Source organism: Paludisphaera soli (assembly GCF_011064595.1).
GTDB classification, from domain to species: domain Bacteria; phylum Planctomycetota; class Planctomycetia; order Isosphaerales; family Isosphaeraceae; genus Paludisphaera; species Paludisphaera soli.
On record NZ_JAALJI010000005.1, the window covers coordinates 325,375 to 345,942 of the forward strand.

The following is a 20,568-nucleotide window of genomic DNA, read 5'->3' on the forward strand; positions in this document are numbered from 1 at the left end:
ATCTTCGCCGGGGCGAATCACGATCCCTCGCGATTGGCTTCGTTCGCGCCGGCCCGAGAACGAAGCCGTCGGACGCAAGGTGTTTTGGTGACGGTGTTTGATGTTCGTTCAGACGATCGGAGATTGGGTTCGTTCGGCGCGCTTTCGATGGTGCGGACGCCGCTCGACGTGGGGCCTGGGGCAACCGTGGCATTTCGACGGGACTCCTCGGCTGACGACGATCGCCGCATCGGTGCGCAACGGCCCTACCTGGAACATGCGCACGAATCACCGTCCGGGAACTCGGCCGGCTCCGGGTGCCACGGGTTCGCAGAACCCGTGACTCGGCGTCGGGCCGGTCCCGAGCCCTGGCCGAAGTCCCCGGCCGGTCCACGGGTTCGGGGAACCCGTGGCACCCGCGCGCGATCGCAGATGAAGCTTGCGGGGACCTTCGTGTATCCTACCCAAGGGCGTTTGCGCATTACGGGACTTGGGCGCAGCGTCGTGGCCGAGAGGCCCAACCGGATCGACGTCACCTAACCGTTCACGTTCCGAATCGCTTGCCGGTCAGGGCCCCACGTCTCAGCTATCCGTTGAACCAGAAGACGAGACGGCTGCGCCCCCCTTGCCCTTTCTCCAGAGCTTGCACCGCAGCGATAACCGCTCCGAGTTCAAGGTGATCGGCGCCGCGCAGAAGCCGATAGCGACGCTGGACCTCTTCAAGTTCGGTGGCGCCTAACCATGAGACGGAGTGCCAGTCGGGATTGGTGACCGCATGATCTCCGATGTAATCCGCGTACCCTTCCTGCACCCACTGCTCCGCATCCTCGCGGCTGCAATAGCCCTCCACCTCATGTGCCGCCAGTTCATCGTCGATCCGGCAGCCCGAGTGGAACAAGAACGCGGTTGAAATGTCTTTCGGCAGCCCCTTCGGCTCGCAGACCGGTACGAGGCCCTCCTCACCGCGGACCCCCGCCATCAGGGCGAACAGGTCATAGTCGCGGCCTAGGTTCAGCTCGCAGGCGAAGGGGGTGTAAACCCACCGCGATTCGTCCGGGCGAAGCGAGGAAGCATACTCAATACAGCAATGGATATCGCAACCCATCGGTAACCCTCGAAAGAGGCCGGGCTGCGGCGAGGCGGCCCCTGACGATGCTGTCCGCTCAGAGGGCACGAGTGCGACGAGGAGCCGAGTGGGACGTGCCCCCCGCCTGGGTGCCACGGGTTCTCCGAACCCGTGGATCGGCGTCGGTCGGCTCCCGAGCCTTCGCCGAGATCCCCGGCCGGTCCACGGGTTCTCCGAACCCGTGGCACCCGAGGAGCTTCCCTCGCATGCTGGTGGATTCGAGCGAGGAGCGTCTCGCTACCCGGGTTCCCGGACGCTCGCCACGCAGCAGGTCTGGCCCGGATCGGGACGCGGCCACTCCTTCTTTTCCGGGAAATGGCCCGCCTCCAGGTAGGCCTTGATGTGCTCGGCGTCCTCGGCGGTCACGCCCTTCGCGACGACGACCGGGGCCGACGTGGCGAGCCGCTCGGCCTTCGCCGGGTCCAGGCCCAGGCCGACCGTGGCGGCGCTGCGGAAGCCCGCGACCTCGGTCCACTTCGTCCGGCTCGGGATCCGGACGGTGAGCAAGGCGGCGACCACCGGGCCGTGGAAGCCCGGCGACACGGATTCGAGGACGACGTCGTAAGCCATGGGGGCATTCTACCCGCCCACGAAGGGGAGGGGGAGGGCGGGGCGGGGCCCAACGTCGCTCCCGATTCCGAAGCCCGCTCGGAGGCGGCGAGGGGCTCGCCGCGGCCTGGATGCGCCGGGCTGCGCTGGCCGGTTCTTCGCGAAATCGACGCGGGCGAGCGTGAGGATCGGCCTTCGACGGGCACTAGGCTAGTGGAGCGAACCGACGACAGGGAGGGCGAACCCGCATGAATCCGTCGAACCGCGCACCGGCCTTGGCCTTGCAGACGCTGATGACGCTGGGGGTCCTGGGCGATTGGAGCGACGGCCGGCTGCTGGAACTCTATCGCTCGCGACGCCCGGGCGGCGACGAGGCCTTCCAGGTCCTCGTCCGGCGGCATGGGCCGATGGTCCTCGCCGTCTGCCGGGCCGTCGCCGGCCCCGGCGAGGCCGACGACGCGTTCCAGGCCGTGTTCCTCGTCCTGATCCGTCGCGCGGGCTCCATCCGGAAGGAGGATTCCCTCGGGCCCTGGCTGCACGGCGTGGCCGTGCGCGTCGCCCGCAAGGCGAGGCGGCGGAGGTCCCGGGACGCCGCGCGGGTCCGCCCGGTCGACGCCGGGACGCTCGCCTCCATCCCGGCTCGGCGGCCCGACGCGGGGGGATCGGCGGAGATCGACGCCGAGATCGAACGCCTGCCCGAGCGCGAACGGCTGCCGCTGGTCCTCTGCACGCTGGAGGGCCTGTCGTACGACCAGGCCGCGCGGACGCTGGGCGTCTCGGAGTCCACGCTCCGCGGGCGGCTCCACCGGGCTCGCCGGCGGCTGGAGGCGCGGCTCCGATCTCGGGACGTCTCCGTGCCCTCGACGCTCGCGATTCCCGTGCTTCCCAGGGAGCTGCTCGACGCCGTCCTCGCGATCGGGAAGGCCGCGACGCCCATCCCGACGACGGCCTCCTCGTTCGCGAAAGGAGCGATCTTCGCCATGGCTTTCTCCCCCTCGAAGTGCGTCGCCGGGCTGACGCTGGCGACCCTGTTGACGACGCTGGGCGTCCTGGGTTCCGAGGTCGTCGTCGGCCTCTGGTCGCCCCCGCCGCTGGAGTTCCGTTGGACCGGCGCGGGGACGGGCTCCTCGTCCGCCCCGCCGCGGGAGTTCGCCGCGGCCGGCGCGGCGGACGAGCCGTTCCCGCCGTTGTCGCCCCCCGAGCCGATCCGGCCCCCCGGATCGACGCCGGCGGAGATCGAGGCCAGGAACCGGGCGATCCGGGCCGCGCTGGAGGCGCCCGTCGACTTCGATTTCCCCGAAGGCGTCGCGCTCGATCGCTTCCTCGAGCATCTCAAGGAAGCGACCGCGAAGGGCGATGATCCGGGGATCCCCGTCCACGTCGAGCCGACCGCCCTGGACGGGGACCTCTCCGCGTACGTCACGAAGTTCGTGTCCAGGGGGAGGCCCGCCCGGGTGGCCCTGAGGACCTACCTCGGCAGCCTGGGGCTGGGGTTCGCCGTCCACGACGGCTTCCTGCGGGTCGACTCCCAGGCCGCCGCGGCCGAGTATCGGTCGGAGTCGATCGAAGCCCGGCTGGATCGGCTGATCGAACTGCTGGAGGCCCGCGAGGACGCCGCCCCGCATTGATCGAGCCGCGGCCCTTCGGCCTAGCCTTCGCCCCGGCGCGCGGCCTCGATCGCGGCGATGTCGATCTTGCCCATCGTCATCATGGCGTCCGTGGCGCGCTTCGCGGCGGCGCGATCGGGGTCGGTCGTCGCCTCCATCAGCACGCGCGGGGTGATCTGCCACGAGAAGCCCCAGCGATCCTTGCACCAGCCGCAATGGCTCTCCTCGCCGCCGTTGCCGACGATCGCGTCCCAGTAGCGGTCGGTCTCCTCCTGGTCCTCGGTCAGGACGATGAAGCTGACCGCCTCGTTCGGCTTGAACATCGGGCCGCCGTTCAGGCCGAGATACTCCCGACCCATGACGGTGAACTCCACGAGCAACTCCTCGCCCTCGTTCGCCGACGGATTGTCCGTGGCGGAGGCGTGGGCCTTGCCGACGCGGCTGTCGGGGAACACGCTCGCGTAGAACTCGGCCGCCTTGCGGGCCTCGCCCCGATCGAACCACAGGCAGGTGATCAGCTCGCTCATCTTCTTCTCCTCAATCGCCGCCGATCGGCGGGACGCGGGGCGCCCGTTCTCGCCCCGAAAGATTCCCGTCCGCGGGGATTGGAATCTTTTATCGGCGAGAAGTCAACGGGTGTACAGTATAAATCCGGGGCGGGGGGGCAAGTCCTGAAGTTCCGCGGGGGGGCCGCTTTTGGTGGTTTATCTGGATGGAGTCTGGTATCAATCGATGAGGGTCGAGGTGAGGGACCGGGTCCTCGACGAGCACCTGCTGGGCGGCCGGGTCGTGGCCGGGCGCGCGTTCGCGGGCGATCCCAGGGGCGGGCCGACGCCGGCGGGCCCGGGTTGGGGGGGAGCGTCGTCATGGAGTCCTCCAGGATCCTCGGCAAGGTCGGCCTCCCGGCCGTCGGGCTGATCGCCGCGACGATCGCGTTCGGGATCGTCGCGCCGGAATACTGGTGGGGCGACGGCTACGGCCAGATCGCCCGCGCGCAGCCGATCGAGCAGATGGAGGTGGTGCGTCGCGTGGCGCGGGAGTGTCCGCCCGAGAAGCGGCCGACGCTGCTGCGACGGGTGGCCGACCTCGACGGCGGCGAGGGCCTGGCCACCGAGCTGCTGCTGGCCGTGATCGAGTCCGACCCGGGCCACGCCGACCCGCTGCTGGAAGCCTACCGCGAACGGTTCCCCATCTCCCCGATGCTCAACGCCTGGACGATCGAGGCCAGGCTGGGTCAGGGGCGGTTCGACGAGGCGGTCCGCCTGCACCGCGAGGCCCTGGCCGACCTCGGCGGCGCGGAGGCGGCCCGGCGGGGTCTGGTGGACCGGTTCGCGCGGCAGATGGCCGAGGCCGGCCGCCCGGTGGAAGCCTACGTCGCGGCCGACGCGCGCGACGCCGAGGACACCTTCCGGGCCATCGCCGAGCGGCTGGAGCAGAGCTGCAACCTGGGCGACGCGGAGGCCGCCGTCCCCCTGCGGGCGCTGGTCGCGGCGCGCGAGGCCCGGTCCGGCCCCTCCGCCTGGACGAAGTTCTACGCGGGCCTCGTCGCCGAGGTCTCGGGCGACGACGAGTCCGCCCAGCGGCTCTACGCCGAGGCGAGCCGCGCGGCCCGCTCGGACGCCGATCCGTCCGTCGGCACGGCCCCGGCCCCGGCCCCGGGGCTCGGCTCGGACCGCTTCCAGAGGCGTCGTTTGGGCTGCCTGGTGCGGCTGGGGCGCTGGGAGCAGGCCTACGAGGAGTGCACGCCCGTCGAGGACGCCTTCGACCTGATCGGCCTCAACCTGCAGCTGAAGGGGCGGATCGACGACCTGGCCAGGCTCGTCGAGCGGCATCGCCCGAAGTTCCCGGAATCCCCCACGGTCGTCTACTGGGACGCGATGACGCACTGGGAGCGAGGCGAATACGCGGAGGCGGTCGCGCTCTTCGACGCCCACCTGCGGTCGCCGAACCCGATCCGCCGCTACGACTCGGAGGCGACCGCGAAGAAGTTCCGCAGCCTCATCCGGCTCGACCGCCTGGACGAGGCTCGCGCGATGCTCGACGGCCCCCGCTCCCGGCGCTGGTCGCTCAGTCCGATCTGGAGGATGATCGTCGCCGCGAAGGCGGGCGACGAGGCCGCGCTCGGGCCCATGCTGGAGGCCTACGCGGCGGGCCGCAGCGACGGCGCGGCCGACGCCTTCGCCGACCCCGACCTCGGCCCGTTGCTGCGGGCCTCGGGCCGAACCGCCCCCGCCCCCGCCGGCGCCGACGCGAAGGCCCCGCCCCCCGGCTCGGCTTCACGCTGAGCGATGGGGAGGCGGGGCCGTCGGTTTCGCGTCTTCTCGACCTCGGCGGGCGGGCGCCCGTCACCGGGGGAAGACATACCTCGGCGCGGCCTGCTGAGGCTGGTAGCCGGGGGCGGCGTACTGATACTGCTGCGGCTGGACGACCGAGCGGACCGCGTCGGCGTAGCGCTGGGTCGTCGTCTGAGGATAAGGCTGCTGGAACGGCGTGTAGGCCTGCTGCGGCTGGGTGTAGCCGTAGCCGCTGTAGGTCGGCTGCTGGTACGGCGTCGTGTAGCCCGGCTGGATCGGCTGGGCGTAGCCGTTGGCGGCGGGCTGGACGTATTGCGTCGGCACGTAGCCGTTGGCGGCCGGCTGGCGGTAGGGCTGCTGGACGTAGCCGTTGGGGGCGTAGGTCGGCTGCTGGGTCGTCCACTGGCCGGTGGTCGGCGAGTAGTAGGTCATGCCCGGCTGCTGGTAGGGGACGGGCTGGGCGACCGTGGTCGGCCGGGTGGTCTGACCCTGGATCAGGTTGGAGACGGCGTTGAGCCGGGCCGCCGTGGAGTTCGGCTGAACGACCCCCTGCGCCCGGGCCGAAGCCCCACCTACGATTCCCGAAGCCAGCAAAGCGGCCGCCCCGAATCCCAGGGCCTTCGCGTGGATGATGTTCATAGTTCGATCCTCCTCGGTCTCGGTCAGTTCGCGAGATTCGCACCCACCGTCGGCCTCGGCGGCCGACTTCGTCCTGCGGGCGTCGGAGGATGTTCTTGCATTCGGGATGCCAAGGCCAGCCCTCTTCGCAGACCGTCGGGGCCGAGGCGGCCGGTGCCCGATGGGGCGTCGTGACGATCCGGGAGGGCCGGTTCGGGACGCCCAAGGCCGGCATGGCGGCCGGTTACCGGGGCCGGAGCGAGGGAACGGTCGCGTTGAGTTGGGGAACGGTCGCGTTGAGCTGGGGGAGGGCCGCGTTGAGCTGGGGCACGCCCGCGTTGAGCTGGGGCACGCCCGCGTTGAGCTGGGGGACGCCGAACGAGGAATTGCCCGCCGCCCCCCCCGGCTTGACATAGGGCTGGAAGGTCGGGGCGGCGCCGCTCGCGTCATAGGAGCCCGGCCCGTAGAAGCCCGCGCCGCCGTAGGGCGAGAGGCCGCCGCCGTAAAACCCGGCTCCGCCGAAGCCGCTGTAGCTGCCGTACGCGCCATAGCTGTAGCCGCCGTACGCGCCGTAGCCGTAGCCGTAGCCGGGAGCGCCGTAGCCGTAATATCCATAGCCCGACGGGGCGATGGTGGTGGGGACGAGCACGTCCTGCGCCTCGGCCTTCCCCGGGGCCGTCGCGAGCCCCAGGGCCGCCAGCAGCAAAACCCGCCCGAACATCCGCATGGTCCGTCGCGTCGCGTTCATCGCACGTCTCCTGGCCCCGCTCGATCTCGGCCGTCCGATCGCGGCATGGGGAAGTATACGCGAATCGAGGGCCGCCGTGGCACGCGGATTCGCGAATAATCCATTGATGTGGAATCCAGGGCGGTTCCAGGCGGGGCCCGGAGCGTCGGGCCCCGCCGCGATCGCCGACCCGGAGGGTCAGCCGGGATAGACGATCAGGTTGGCCTGCGGCTGATAGGCGGGGGCCTGCTGGGGCTGGACGTACTGGTACTGCGGCTGCTGGTAGACCGGGGCCTGCTGGGGCTGGACGTACTGGTACTGCGGCTGCTGGTAGACCGGCTGCGGGGCGTACTGGTATTGCGGCTGCTGGTACATCGGCTGGGGCTGGGCGTAGCCCTGGTAGCCGGACTGGTAGTAGATCACCTGCTGGCCCTGGGGGTAGTACGGGGGCGGCTGGTAGTTCACGAACGGCGGGGCGTAGCCGGGGTAGCCGCCGTTAACGTAGGAGCCGTTCCTGATGAACACGTTCTCGGGCGTGCCGTTGATGCCGCGGGCGGCGTCGCCGATGCCCCCCAGCAGGTTGCCCACGCCGTTCATGATGATCGCGGCGTTCTGCGCGTCGCTCTGGGCCCGGGCCTCGGGGCCCGCGACCGCCGCCGCCAGCAAAACCGCCGCACCGATCCCGAGCAGGCTGACACCGTGGATTCGCATGGATTCATTCTCCTGTGGTCAGGCGTTATTGCGTCCCCCGTTCGTCGCGGGGTTCGGTTGTGCGGGTTGTTACGGCCTTGCGGCCCGGGGCTTACACGGCTCGAAGGGCGGAAACCGCCCGCATCGCCGCGACAGCTTGTCGCGAAAGGGTTTAAGCGATCGAAAAAAGGTTGAGAAAATCCGCGTCGGCTTCGGTCGGCCGGCTTGATCAGGCGTGCAACGAGCGCGTCCCGCGTCCGGGACGGGCGTCGACGGCTTGACCTCGGGGGCGAGGTCGGGGGACAGTGGGGCCTGCGGACGCCAGACGGGAGATCCCGCGATCGGGGAGGACGGCCGATGGGCGCGGAGGCGGCGGTTCGGTTCACGGTGAACGGCGAGGCGCGCGAGGTCGAGACCGACCCCGACCGCACCCTGCTGGACGTCTTGCGGGAGGACCTCGGGCTCCCGGGGACCAAGTACGGCTGCGGCGAGGGCCAGTGCGGCGCATGCTCGGTGCTGGTCGAGGGCCGGCGGATGAACGCCTGCCGCACGGCCGTCTCGAAGGTCGAGGGCCGCTCCGTGGTCACGATCGAGGGGCTGGCGAAGGGGGACGAACTCCACCCCGTGCAGCGGGCCTTCCTGGAAGAGAACGCGTACCAGTGCGGGTTCTGCACGGCGGGCATGATCGTCGCGGCCGTCGCGCTCCTGGAGGCCAACCCGGCGCCCAGCGACGACGAGATCGCCGCCGGGATGGACCGGAACCTCTGCCGTTGCTGCAGCTACCCGAAGATCGTCAAGGCCGTGCGGCGGGCGGTCGAGCTGACCGGGGGAGGCGCGCGATGAAGGCCCGAGACGACTGGAAGGCCGAGGCCCTGAAGGCCGCGGGGGTGCCCGCCGACTACGACGAGCCGGTGGACCTCGTCCCCTATCGCTTCGACGAGACCGCCGCGTTCGAGCCCAGCCGCCGGGGCGTCTTGAAGGTCCTGGGGGCGGGGCTCTTGATCGCCGTCGCGGCCGACGCGGCCCCGGCGAAGGGGGAGGAGCCGGCCCCTCGGCGTCGCGGGGGCGGCCGCGGCGGCGCCTTCGGCCGGGGCGCGGCGACGATGGCGGCGCGGCTGCACCTGGGCGAGGACGGCTCGATCACCGTGCTGACCGGCAAGGTCGAGTGCGGCCAGGGCGCCCGCGCCGAGCTGGCCCAGGCCGCCGCCGAGGAGCTGCGCGTCCCGTTCGATCGTGTTCATCTCATCATGGGCGACACCGGCGCCGTCCCGGACGACGGCGGCACCTACGGCAGCCTCTCCACCCCGGCCACAGTCCCGGCGATCCGGCTCGGCTGCGCCTCGGCCCGCGAGCTGCTGGCCGCGACCGCCGCGCGGCGCTGGGGCGTCGAGCCGGCCGACGTGACGGTCGACGACGGCCGCGCCCGCTCCGCGAAGAAGGCCGACGAGTCGCTCGCCTACGCCGACCTGGCCCGCGACCCCGAGGCCGCCCGCGCCATGGCCGCGGCGGTCGCGCCCGACGTGGCGCTCACGCCGGTCTCGGCGTGGAAGACGCTCGGAACCTCGATCCCCAAGCCGACGGGCCGAGCCATCGTCACCGGCTCGCATGAGTATCCGTCCGACGTCGTCCGCCCGGGGATGCTCTACGGCAAGGTCCTCCGCGCCCCGCGCTACCGGGCCGAGCTGAAGGCCGTGGACCTCGCGCCGGCGAAGGCCATGCCCGGCGTCGTCGCGGTGCGCGACGGCGACTTCGTGGGCGTCGCCGCCCCGACTTCGGCCCGCGCGCAGGCCGCGCTCGACGCGATTGCGAAGACCGCCGAGTGGACCGCGCCGCCGCACCCGTCGAGCGAAGACCTTCCGAGGCACCTGCGCGAGCACGCGCAAGGGGGGCTGCCGGACCGGCCGATCTTCGAGGAGGGGGCGAAGGGGCTGAAGGCGTCGTACGACGTGGCGTACATCCAGCACGTCCCGATGGAGCCCCGCGCGGCGGTGGCCGAGTGGGAGGACGGCAAGGTCACGGCCTGGGTCGGCACCCAGGTTCCGTTCAACGTCCGGGGCGAGCTGGCGCGGGCCTTCGGCCTGGCCGACGACCGGGCGCGGGTGGTCGTGCTCGACTTCGGCGGCGGCTTCGGCGGCAAGCACTCGGGCGAGTACGCCGTCGAGGCCGCGAGGCTGGCGAAGGCGGCGGGCCAGCCCGTCCGCGTCGTCTGGACCCGGGCCGAGGAGTTCGCCTGGGCCCAGTTCCGCCCCGCCGCCGCGATCGAGATGGAGGCCGCGCTCGACGACGACGGCGGCATCGCCGCCTGGCGCCACCTGAACGTCAACTCCGGCGGCGGCTCGATCCAGCCCCCGTACCGCGTGGGGAAGTCCGACTGCCGGTTCCTCCAGTCCGACGCCCCGCTGCGGCACGGCTCGTACCGGGCGCTCGCCAGCACGGCCAACACGTTCGCCCGCGAGTCCTTCGTCGACGAGCTGGCCGCGCTCGCCGGCCGCGACCCGCTGGCCTTCCGCCTGGCCCTCATCCAGGAGCCCCGGCTCCGCGACGTGCTGGCCGAGGCCGCCGCCAAATTCGGCTGGGACGAGCGGTCGAAGCTCAAGGAGCCGAACAAGGGGGTCGGCCTCGCCTGCGGGACGGACAAGGGGGGCTTCGTCGCCGCCTGCGTCGCCGTGACGATCGACCCCGAGGACGGCGCGATCGCCGTCGACCACGTCTGCCAGGCCTACGAGTGCGGCAAGGTCCTCAACCCGGAGAACCTCCGCACCCAGGTCGAGGGGGCGCTCGTCATGGGCCTCGGCCCCGCACTCAGCGAGGCGATCGAGTTCCGGGACGGGATGGTCACGAACGGCTCGTTCCGCGACTACCGCGTGCCCCACTTCGAGGACCTGCCGACGAAGCTGGAAGTCCACATCCTCGACCGCGCCGACCTCCCCTCGGCCGGCGCCGGGGAGACGCCGATCATCGCCGTGGCCCCGGCGATCGCCAACGCGGTCTTCGCCGCCACGGGAGTCCGCGTCCGCACCATGCCGATCCGGGTCCCCGACCCGAAGCGGGAGGCCGCCGGGTCGTGAGGCCGGCGGGGTGAACGACCCCGCTTGTTTGAAAACCGTTGAATCCTCTTAAGGAATTGGTCGATATCTTGACGGGTCCATGGTGGGACATGTATAGCATGTAGTGATGAAAGGCTCGGGGAGCCTCGGCCGGTTCCGGCCGCTCCCCCTCCGATTCCTGGAGGCGCCGAACATGATCGCCGCATGGCTGTTGGGTGGTGCGTTGTGCGTGGTCGCGGCCCAGGACGAGGCCTCCCGGCCCCCCGAGCCCGACCTCGCGGCGTATGAGGGGGCCAAGGCCGCCGCCGGCCGCGACGCCGATGCGCAGGTGCGGCTGGCCCTCTGGTGCGAGGCCCACGGGATGGCCTCCGAGAAGTCCACCCACCTGAACCGCGCGATCCTCCTGGACCCGGACCACGAGAAGGCCCGGGGCCTGCTCGGCTACGTCAAGCGCGACGGCAAGTGGCAGCGGCCGGCCGAGGCGTCGAAGGCCGTCGAGGAGTCGCCCGAGCTGCAGGCCCTGCTGCGCGAGTACCTGGACCGTCGCGCCCGCGCCGCCGACGGGGCCGACGACCAGTACAAGCTGGCCCTCTGGTGCGAGGAGAAGGGGCTGACGCAGCCGATGGTCGCCCACCTGCACCGGACGCTCCAGCACGACCCGAGCCGCGAGGGGGCCTGGCGTCGGCTGGGGTTCGAGAAGATCAAGGGCCGCTGGGTCAACCCGCAGGTCGAGGCCGCGATGAAGACCGAGCGCGAGGCGCAGGCGAAGGCCGACCGATTCTGGAAGCCGAAGCTGGAGACGCTCCGCACCGCGCTGGCGGGCAAGAATCGCGAGAAGCGGGCCGAGGCCCAGGCGGCCCTGGCGACGATCGAGGACCCGCGCGCCGTGCCGTCGCTCTGGCAGGTGTTCGCGAAGGGGGGCAACGAAAGCCGACAGCGGGCGGCGGTCGACGCGTTCAGCCGCATCGACGGCTCGGGCTCGTCGCTGGCGTTGGCGACGCTGGCGCTGTTCAGCCCGCACGCGGCGATCCGGTCGGACGCGGCGACCCTGGTCCAGCGTCGCGACCCGCGCGAGTACGCGGGGATGCTGGCCGAGTCGATCCGCGACGAGGTGAAGTACAAGGTGAAGCCGGTGGACGGCCCGGGCTCGACCGGCGAATTGCTGGTGGAGGGCGAGGAAGCCAACGTCCGCCGGCTGTACCGGCCGCTGCAGAACCCGACGATGCTCCCCGGCGACCAGCTGGGGCGGGACGAGAACGGCAACGTCGTGCTCAACCGGCCGGTCGGGGCGTACATCGGGCCGAATATGTCGATCGAAAGCTATGCCGCCATGATGAGCGGGAGGCCCGTCATCGGCTACCTGCCGTTGACCGACGGCACCATGTTTACGGACCCTGTCACGGGGCTTCCTCGGGTGAGATCGTTCGGGATGGGTAGCCTTTGGAGCCCGCCGGACAATCCCGCGGCGGCGGTCGCGACGCTGGAGCGTGCGGGCGTGCCTTCCGCGCTGAACCAGACGGCCGTGGGCCGGATGGTGGAGTCCAACGCCGTCATGACGTCGGCGCTCGGGCTCGCCGCCACCGCGAGCTTCAGCGGGGGGTTCATGGCCCCTCGAGTGGCCGCGCCGGTGATTCAGGAATCGCTCCAGTTCCCGGTGGAGCAGATGAGGGCCGAGGCCCAGATGTCGGCCCTCGTGGCGCGCGAGCAGCTGGCGAACGACGTGGCGAGCCTCGAGGCGCACAACGCGCCGATCCGCGAGGTGAACGAGCGGGCGGTGGCGATCCTCAAGGCGGTCAGCGGCGAGGACCGGGGCGACGACCGCAAGAAGTGGATGAACTGGGTGCTCGACCTGCAGGGCTACGGCCAGCCGTTCAAGGGGCAGTCCGCCCCGCCGGCCGAGGTGGTCGAGGAGGTGCCGATCGCCTTCCAGGCCCAGTCGGTCGCGATCCCGACCAGCAGCGTCGTCGGCTTCCGCTTCGGGTCCTCGTGCTTCGCGGCGGGGACCACGGTCCGCACGCTGCGGGGCGACCGGCCGATCGAGCAGCTCCAGCCCGGCGACCAGGTGCTGTCGCAGGATACGGCCACCGGCAAGCTCGACTACAAGCCGGTCCTCCAGGCCGTCCACAATCCGCCCGACCTCGTCTACGCGATCAACCTCGGCAAGGAGACCGTGCACGCCACCGGCATCCACCGATTCTGGGCGGCCGGCCGGGGCTGGGTCATGGCCCGCGACCTGAAGGCCGGCGACCGGTTGCGGACCGTCGGCGGGACCGCGGAGGTCGTCTCGGTCGAGAAGCAGGCGCTCCAGCCGGTGTTCAACCTGCTGCTCTCCGGCGGCGACAACTACTGCGTGGGCGCCGCCGGCGTGATCGCGCACGACAACGGCCTCGTCGAGCCGGTGGCCGCGCCGTTCGACGGCGTGCCGGCCACGGCCGACCTGCTGGCGACCGCCAAACCCTGACCGCGATCGACGCTTCGCGACACGTCCAGATCCCGGAGGAAACGACCATGATCGGCGCGTGGGTGCTGGGTGCGGCGGTGGGACTGGCCGGGGGCGTCGATCAGGACGCCGACCGCGCGGCTTATGAGGCGGCCAGGGCCTCCGCCGGCCGCGACGCCGACGCGCAGGTGCGGCTGGCCCTCTGGTGCGAGGCGCGGGGGATGGCGTCGGAGAAGACGACGCACCTGACGCGGGCGATCCTGCTCGACCCCGGCCACGCCCGGGCCCGGGGCCTGCTGGGCTACGTCAAGCACGAGGGCCGCTGGCTGCGGCCCGCCGAGGTGGCGAAGGCCGTCGAGGAGTCGCCCGCGCAGCAGGCGCTGCTGCGCGAGTACCTCGACCGTCGCGCGAGGACCCGCGACCGGGCGGACGACCTCTACAGGCTGGCCTTGTGGTGCGAGGAGAACGGCCTGGAGCAGCCGATGACGGCGCACCTGCAACGGGTCGTCCAGCTCGACCCCCGCCGCGAGGGGGCCTGGCGTCGGCTGGGGTTCGAGAAGGTCAAGGGCCGCTGGATCGACCCGGGGGCGACGCTCGCCGCCCGCGAGGCCCGCGAGGAGCAGGATCGGGCCGACCGGGCCTGGCGTCCCCTGCTGGAGAAGATCAAGGCGGGCCTCGCCTCGCGCGACAGGGCGAAGCGGGCCGAGGCGGCCGCGGCGCTGGCGGCGATCGAGGACCCCCGCGCCGTGCCCTCGCTCTGGCGGGCCTTCGCCAGGGGCGAGGACGAGGCGGAGCAGCGGCTGGCGGTCGAGGCGTTCGGCCGGATCGAGGGGCAGGGGGCCTCGGCGGCGCTGGCGAGCCTGGCCGTGTTCAGCCCGCACGGCCCGGTGCGGGCGGACGCGACGGCCCTGCTCGTCCGCCGCGACCCGCGCGAGTTCGCCGGCCTGCTGGCGGGCTGGATCCGCAAGGAGGTGAAGTACCAGGTCCGCAACGTCGAGGGGCCGGGATCGCAGGGCGAGCTGTTCGTGCAGGGGGAGGAGGCCAACGTGCGCCGGCTGTACACGCCGCTGGCCCCCATCGCGCCCCTGGGAGCGGCGGTCGACCCCAACGCCGTCTTGAGCCTGGGGCTCGGGGGAGCCACGGAGGCGCCGAGGTTCGCCGACGCGGGCCGGCCCCTCTCCACGCGGGCCGAACTCGACGCCGCCCGCGCGGCCCGCGCCCCGTTCGACGCCGCCCCCGGGCCGATCGGGCAGGCGCTGCAAGGGTTGGGGGGGGCGCCGAGCCCGGTCGTCACGGCGAGGGCCCAGGAGGTCGACCCGAACTCCCGCTCGTTCCAGGAGGTCCAGCTCAGCCGGGAGGTCCTCCAGATCCCGATCGGCCTGATGGTGGCGGAGACGCGGTATTCCGCCCTGGTCGCCCAGCAGCAGTTGCTGAACGACGTTCGGTTCATCGAGATGCGGAACGCCCCAATCCGCGAGGTGAACGAGCGCGCGGGGAGCATCCTGAAGGCCGTCAGCGGCCGCGACCTGGGGGATGACGCCGAGAAGTGGACGGCCTGGGCCGTCGACCTCGAGGGCTACGCCTTCCGCTCCGAATCGATCCGGCCCGAGCCCCCGACCTACATCGAGGAGGTCCCCCTGGCCTTCGCCCCCCAGGCGCAGGCGACGGTGGCCACGACCTCCGCCGGATCGGCCATCGTGGCGACGGCCCCGCCGATCCCCCCCCACAGGGGCTCGTGCTTCGCCGCCGGCACCCCGGTCCGAACCCTCCAGGGGCCCAGGCCGATCGAGGAGCTGCGCCCGGGCGACCAGGTCCTGGTCCAGGACGTGACGACCGGCGAGTTCCGCTATCGGGCCGTCTCGACCGCCTTCCACAACCCGCCGGACCAGACGTTCCGGGTCGACGTGGGGCGCGGCGAGCCGATCGTCGCCACGGGCATCCACCGCCTCTGGAAGGCCGGGCGGGGCTGGGTCATGACCCGCGACCTGCGTCCCGGCGACCGGCTGCGGACGGTGGGCGGGACGGTCGAGGTCGTCTCGGTCGAGCCCGACCGCGTCCAACCGGTGTTCAACCTGAAGATCGTCGGCGGCGACAACTTCTGCGTCGGCGGCCCCGGCGTCGTCGCGCACGACAACACCTTCGTCGACCCCGTCGAGCACGCCTTCGACGGCGTCCCCGCCACGGCCGACCTGCTGGCGACGGCGAAGCCCTGATCGAAGCGGACTCGGAGCCTCTCGCGATCCATCAACGTCACTCGGAGGGATTATCCATGCTCGGCGCCTGGGTCCTGAGCGTGGCGGTGGGATTGGCTGGGGGCGTCGACCAGGTCGCCGACCGCGCGGCGTACGAGGCGGCCAAGGCCTCCGCCGGCCGCGACGCCGACGCGCAGGTGGACCTGGCCTTGTGGTGCGAGGCGCGAGGGATGGCGTCGGAGAAGACGACCCACCTGACCCGGGCGATCCTGCTGGACCCCGGCCACGCCCGGGCGCGGGGCCTGCTGGGCTACGTCGAGCGCGACGGCAGGTGGCTGCGGCCCGCCGAGGCGTCGAAGGCCGTCGAGGAGTCGCCCGAGCTGCAGGCCCTGCTGCGCGAGTACCTGGACCGCCGCGCCCGCGCCGCCGACGGGGCCGACGACCAGTACAAGCTGGCCCTCTGGTGCGAGGAGAAGGGGCTGACGCAGCCGATGGTCGCCCACCTGCACCGGACGCTCCAGCACGACCCGAGCCGCGAGGGCGCCTGGCGTCGTCTGGGGTTCGAGAAGGTCAAGGGCCGCTGGGTCAACCCGCAGGTCGAGGCGGCGCTGAAGGCCGAACGCGAGGCGCAGGCGAAGGCCGACCGGTTCTGGAAGCCGAAGCTGGAGACGCTCCGCACCGCGCTGGCGGGCAAGAACCGCGAGAGGCGGGCCGAGGCGCAGGCAGCCCTGGCGGCGATCGACGACCCCCGGGCCGTGCCGTCGATCTGGCAGGTCTCCGCGAAGGGGGGCGACGAGGGGCGGCAGCGGGTCGCGGTCGACGCCTTCAGCCGGATCGACGGCTCGGACTCGTCGCTGGCGTTGGCGACGCTGGCGTTGTTCAGCCCGCACGCGGCGATCCGGTCGGTCGCGGCGACCCTGCTGCAGCGTCGCGACCCGCGCGAGTACGCCGGGATGCTGGCCGAGTCGATCCGCGACGAGGTGAAGTACAAGGTGAAGCCGGTGGACGGCCCCGGCTCGACCGGCGAATTGCTGGTGGAGGGCGAGGACGCCAACGTCCGTCGGCTGTACCGGCCGCTGCAGAACCCGACGATGCAGCCCGGCGACGAGCTGGGCCGGGATGAGAACGGCAACGTCGTCCTCAACCGGCCGGTCGGGGCGTACGTGGGGGGTATTCTGACGCGAGAGTCCGCGGCGGCTGTTTTCTCGGGAAGACCTACAGTTGGCTTCTTGCTTGGTAACGACTCACCCGGGAACGATCCCGTCACGGGCTTGCCCATGGTGTCCGCAGGGGTCAGGCCTCATTGGACCGCGGCTCAGGATCGTCCCGAGGTGGCCGTCGCGACCCTCGAACGGGCGGGCGTCCCCGCCGATTTGAGCCGGAGGGCGGTCGGGCAGGCTTCGACGTCCTTCTCCCCTCTCGCGGTCGCGGCGTCCGCGTACCTGAACACTCCGGGGCTGCTGAGAGCCAACACGTTGCGTCCGATCTTCCAGGAGTCGCTCCAGATCCCGGTGGAGCAGATGAGGGCCGAGGCCCAGATGTCGGCCCTCGTGGCGCGCGAGCAGCTGGCGCAGGACGTGGCGAGCCTCGAGGCGCACAACGCGCCGATCCGCGAGGTGAACGAGCGGGCCGTGGCGATCCTCAAGTCGATCAGCGGCGAGGACCGGGGCGACGATCGGCAGAAGTGGCTGAACTGGGTGATCGACCTTCAAGGGTACGGCCAGCCGCTCCGGGCGCAGTCCCGGCCGCCGGCCGAGGTGGTTGAGGAGGTGCCGATCGCCTTCCAGTCCCAGGCGGTCGCGATCCCGACCACCAACTTCGCCGGCTTCCGTATTGGCCCCTCGTGCTTCGCGGGAGGCACGCCCGTCCGCACCCTGCGGGGGGACCGGCCGATCGAACAGGTCGAGGTCGGCGACCTAGTGCTTTCGCAGGACACGACGACCGGCCGGCTCGATTACAAGCCCGTCGTCGAGGTGATGCACAACCCGCCGAACTTCACCTACGCGATCGACGTGGGCAAGGAGACGCTGCACCCGACCGGCATCCACCGGTTCTGGAAGGCGGGCCACGGCTGGATCATGGCCCGCGACGTGAAGCCGGGCGACCGGCTGCGCACTGTCGGCGGGACGGTGGAGGTGGTCTCGGTCGAGAAGGAGGAAGCCCGGCCGGTGTTCAACCTGCTCCTCTCCGGCGGCGACAACTACTGCGTGGGCGCCCTGGGCGTGATCGCGCACGACAACGGTTTCGTCGAGCCGGTGGCCGCGCCCTTCGACGGCGTCCCCGCCACGGCCGACCTGCTGGCGACGGCCAGGCCCTGAACCGAGGGGCGAGGCGGCCGGCGCGCCGGCTCACCGGCCGGGGGCGTCGGCCGCGGCGTTGTATTCGCCCAGCTCGGCGGCGGGGGGGAGGTGTTCCTCCAGCTTGAAGGCGGGGCGGCCGTGGGCGTTGACGCAGGCGGCGACGTCGAGCGTCTCCGGCTCGGTCAGGTGGGGGTCGTCGAGCGGCATGGCGACCTTGTTGAGCCAGGCGGCGAGCTGGGGCGTGTTCGCCAGCCCCGCGCCCCGATTGTACGAGCGGCCGCCCCAGACCGGATGGCTCCGCTTGCGCCCCGCGCCGTCGCCCGCGTGGCAGTCGGCGCACTTCTCGGCGTCGAGGGCTCGGCCTCGCTCGGCGTCGGCCTTCTCGGGGTCGACGGCCAGCGGCCGGATAGCGCCCGGGCCGGCGGGCCCCGGGTGCATGCGGAGGGGCCTGTCGGCCGCCGAGGGCCAGGTGATGGAGGCGGCGATCGCCGCCGAGGGCTCGCCCCCCGGGGGAGCCGGACGCCGTGGCCGCTCCGCATGAAGCAGTCGAGGACGCGGTCCTCCAGCGTGAGCACGCGCCCCTCGCGCGGGGAGCAGGCGGCGTAGGCGGCGGCCGTCCCCGGGGAGGTCCCCGCCCCGGGGTCCCGGGCCTCGTCCAGGTGGCGCGACGTGCAGTTCAAGGCGTTGCCGACGTACATCTTCGTCATGGAGGGCGTCGAGGCCTCGCTCGCGAGGACCCCCCTCCCACATCCCAGGATGGTCGGCAAGGTCCGAAACCCCCGAGCAGCGAGGCCCGAGGCCCGGCCGGGGGGCGAACTCAGGCGTTACGGCCGCCGGCCCGCAAGGCCCCGAGGCGTTCGAACCGGCGGGCCCGCAGCGCGGCCAGTTGCGCCAGCCTCGCCGCGCGGAGGTTGCGGAAGGGCGAGGCGCGCCATCGCGCGACGGGGCCGTTCCGCATCGCCGCTCCGAGGCTCGCCGCCGAAGGGCCGAGGACCTCCGGAGCGGAGGGCGCGGTCGGGGTGGGCTGCTCGACGGGGTCCGTCGGCGGCGGGGCGGGCTCCGCGGCGATCGGTCCGGCCGGCGGCGAGGGGATGGTCGATTCCGGGGGCGGGGCGACGGCGACCGGCCGGGGATCGTCGGTCGTCTCGACCAGGAACGCGGCGCCGGGGGGCGTCGCGGCGACGTTGACGTCGTCGTTCGGGCTGGTGACGATCGTGAGCGAGCCCAGGCCGACGACGGGCGTCGCGGCGTCGTAGGCGACCGTGGTGGCCAGGCTCCCCACGCCTCCCGTGCGGACCACGACCTGGGCCTTGCCGGCGATCGTCGTCGCGGCGAAGGCTGTGGGGATCGCCCGGGACGCGATCGCCAGGGTCCCGGGCTCGGCGCCGGCCGAGATCGAGACGCCGGGGTCGGCGGCCCCCCGATGGCGGAAGGTGTAGACGTCGGCCGCGACCGTGTCGACGAGGCCGCCGGGCGAGACGCCGGAGTAGGCGAGGACGCCGACGAGGCCCGCCTCGCGGGCGAAGGCGATCGAGCCCGAGTCGGGGCCGTCCGCCTCGTGCGACTGGGAGCGGAACGGGCCCAGCGGCGAGTCGCCGACGAGGCGGAGCCGGCTCTCGACGCCCGGCGCCCCGTCGTATCCGCCGTCGTATTCGAGCGTCCGGTCGCCGAGCGAGGGGAACGGGTCGCCGGCGCCGAAGTCGACCGTCAGGGTGTTGGCCAGGCCCCGGGGCGCCTTGTAGGCGATTTGCGAGGCCTTGATGCCGAAGGTGCGGATCAGGCCGTCGGGCCCCGAGGCCCCGGCCAGGTCCACCCGGTTCAAGCCCGGGGCTTCCGGGAAGACCGCCAGCCTCGCGTCCCGCGCCACGGTCCCGGCCGAGTCGTCGACGAGGACGTCCAGGGAGCCGTAGATGTCGGCGCCGAGGCTCAACTCGCCGCGCACGCCCGCCGTCGAGCCGCCGTCCGAGACCACCACCAGGGCCGCGCTCTGCCATGCGTAGATGCCCGTCGGCCCCGGCGTGTTCCTGACCTCGAAGACGCTGGCCCCGAAGTTCGGCCGCAGGCCGAGGCTCGCGTCCTTCGCGGCCGGAGCGTCGACGACGAACTCGCTCCGGCCCCCCTCGGACTCGTTCGACGCGATCGACAACGACGAGCCGTCGGCGATCCCCAGGATCGTGTAGCGCGACGGCCCGTCCTCCGGGCCCGTCTGCGCGCCTTGGACGTCGACCGAATCGAAGCCCGCGTAGGTCACGCCGCCGAACCCGCCGGTCGCCGAGACGGCGCCCGCGCGGATCGTGTAGTCCTGCGGCCCGGCCGGGCCCCGGTCGTCGATGATCAGTATGGAGTCGATGAAGTCGACGGCGTCGTCGTCGACCTCGACGGAGATCGGCCCCGTGAGCTTCGAAAGCCCCGTCGGCTCCAGCCAGGCGCCGAGGCCGACGACGTTGAACCGGCTCTGCATCCGGATGCGCATCGCCACGTCCGTGCTCGCGACGAGGATCTTGGCGTCGTGCCCGTACGTAGCGACGGCGATCCCGGTGATCCCCGACGCCGTGGCCGTGGTCGTGCCGGCGCCGGCCACCTCCACCAGGCCGCCGTCGTCGACCACGTCGATCGGCTCCTCGGTCGCGAACGTATACACGCCCTCGGAGACCGAGACCTGCAGCGAGTTGAGGCCGAGCCCGGGCTGCATGACGATCGACAGCAGGCCGTCCGCGTCGACGTCGAACGACGCGTTGAGCAGCAGGCGGCCTTCCAACGACTCCGCGCGGGGCGACGTCCGTCGGGATCGGGCTCGATGGGGCTTCCTGAGCGGCGTCATGGAGCGGGCCTCGGGTCGGGAGGGGGAGACGAAGCGGGGTCAGGGGCGGGGCGACGTCCTGGACGCCGCCAGGCGTTCGAACCGGCGGGCCCGCAGCGCGGCCAGGTGCGCCAGCCTCGCCGCGCGGAGGTTGCGGAAGGGCGAGGCGTGCTGCGGGGCGACGGGCCCGGTGCGCAGG

15 protein-coding genes are annotated in these 20,568 nt (G+C 72.3%); 7 read left to right on the forward strand and 8 right to left on the reverse strand.

Annotated features, from left to right (window positions below):
- Positions 1-565: 565 nt before the first annotated feature.
- Positions 566-1,084, reverse strand: a complete 519-nt coding sequence (locus tag G6O68_RS09485; protein ID WP_165246973.1) for a hypothetical protein — start codon at positions 1,082-1,084, stop codon at positions 566-568.
- Between the two features lie 258 nt (positions 1,085-1,342).
- Entirely contained in the window at positions 1,343-1,675 is a 333-nt protein-coding gene (locus tag G6O68_RS09490; protein ID WP_165246975.1) for a hypothetical protein, read from the reverse strand.
- A gap of 227 nt (positions 1,676-1,902) precedes the next feature.
- On the opposite strand from G6O68_RS09490, the gene G6O68_RS09495 reads away from it, so the two are divergent.
- Positions 1,903-3,282 carry an RNA polymerase sigma factor gene (locus G6O68_RS09495; protein WP_165246977.1) on the forward strand — a complete coding sequence of 460 codons (1,380 nt, stop codon included), beginning with the start codon at positions 1,903-1,905 and terminating at the stop codon, positions 3,280-3,282.
- Between the two features lie 20 nt (positions 3,283-3,302).
- Here G6O68_RS09495 and G6O68_RS09500 read toward each other — a convergent pair whose 3' ends face one another.
- Positions 3,303-3,788, reverse strand: coding sequence for a VOC family protein (locus tag G6O68_RS09500; RefSeq protein WP_165246979.1), 486 nt, complete (start codon positions 3,786-3,788; stop codon positions 3,303-3,305).
- 339 nt (positions 3,789-4,127) lie between these two features.
- Between G6O68_RS09500 and G6O68_RS09505 the strand changes: the two genes are divergently transcribed.
- Entirely contained in the window at positions 4,128-5,546 is a 1,419-nt protein-coding gene (locus G6O68_RS09505) for a tetratricopeptide repeat protein (protein ID WP_165246981.1), read from the forward strand.
- A gap of 60 nt (positions 5,547-5,606) precedes the next feature.
- On the opposite strand, the gene G6O68_RS09510 is transcribed toward G6O68_RS09505, so the two are convergent.
- From G6O68_RS09510 to G6O68_RS09520, 3 genes are all read right to left on the reverse strand, one after another.
- On the reverse strand, positions 5,607-6,194 hold the full coding sequence (locus G6O68_RS09510) for a hypothetical protein (RefSeq protein WP_165246983.1): 588 nt from the start codon (positions 6,192-6,194) through the stop codon (positions 5,607-5,609).
- Positions 6,195-6,417: 223 nt separating this feature from the next.
- Positions 6,418-6,921, reverse strand: coding sequence for a hypothetical protein (locus tag G6O68_RS09515; protein ID WP_165246515.1), 504 nt, complete (start codon positions 6,919-6,921; stop codon positions 6,418-6,420).
- 177 nt (positions 6,922-7,098) lie between these two features.
- Positions 7,099-7,611: a hypothetical protein gene (locus tag G6O68_RS09520; RefSeq protein ID WP_165246516.1), complete on the reverse strand. Its 513-nt coding sequence runs from the start codon at positions 7,609-7,611 to the stop codon at positions 7,099-7,101.
- A 336-nt stretch (positions 7,612-7,947) separates the two neighbouring features.
- Here G6O68_RS09520 and G6O68_RS09525 point away from each other — a divergent pair, with 336 nt between their 5' ends.
- From G6O68_RS09525 to G6O68_RS09545, 5 genes are all read left to right on the forward strand, one after another.
- On the forward strand, positions 7,948-8,433 hold the full coding sequence (locus G6O68_RS09525; RefSeq protein ID WP_165246985.1) for a (2Fe-2S)-binding protein: 486 nt from the start codon (positions 7,948-7,950) through the stop codon (positions 8,431-8,433).
- Positions 8,430-10,658, forward strand: a complete 2,229-nt coding sequence (locus G6O68_RS09530; protein ID WP_165246987.1) for a xanthine dehydrogenase family protein molybdopterin-binding subunit — start codon at positions 8,430-8,432, stop codon at positions 10,656-10,658. The genes G6O68_RS09525 and G6O68_RS09530 overlap by 4 nt, the downstream gene beginning before the upstream one ends.
- Positions 10,659-10,830: 172 nt before the next feature.
- Positions 10,831-13,098: a polymorphic toxin-type HINT domain-containing protein gene (locus tag G6O68_RS09535; RefSeq protein ID WP_165246989.1), complete on the forward strand. Its 2,268-nt coding sequence runs from the start codon at positions 10,831-10,833 to the stop codon at positions 13,096-13,098.
- Positions 13,099-13,145: 47 nt separating this feature from the next.
- The gene (locus tag G6O68_RS33230; protein WP_165246991.1) at positions 13,146-15,290 is read left to right on the forward strand and encodes a Hint domain-containing protein; all 2,145 of its coding nucleotides are present in this window, start codon (positions 13,146-13,148) and stop codon (positions 15,288-15,290) included.
- 56 nt (positions 15,291-15,346) lie between these two features.
- Positions 15,347-17,587, forward strand: coding sequence for a polymorphic toxin-type HINT domain-containing protein (locus tag G6O68_RS09545; protein ID WP_165246993.1), 2,241 nt, complete (start codon positions 15,347-15,349; stop codon positions 17,585-17,587).
- Positions 17,588-17,617: 30 nt separating this feature from the next.
- On the opposite strand, the gene G6O68_RS09550 is transcribed toward G6O68_RS09545, so the two are convergent.
- Together G6O68_RS09550 and G6O68_RS09555 are read right to left on the reverse strand one after the other, a co-directional pair.
- On the reverse strand, positions 17,618-18,007 hold the full coding sequence (locus G6O68_RS09550) for a c-type cytochrome (protein ID WP_165246995.1): 390 nt from the start codon (positions 18,005-18,007) through the stop codon (positions 17,618-17,620).
- A gap of 379 nt (positions 18,008-18,386) precedes the next feature.
- Positions 18,387-20,390 carry a hypothetical protein gene (locus G6O68_RS09555; protein ID WP_165246997.1) on the reverse strand — a complete coding sequence of 668 codons (2,004 nt, stop codon included), beginning with the start codon at positions 20,388-20,390 and terminating at the stop codon, positions 18,387-18,389.
- Between the last annotated feature and the right edge of the window lie 178 nt (positions 20,391-20,568).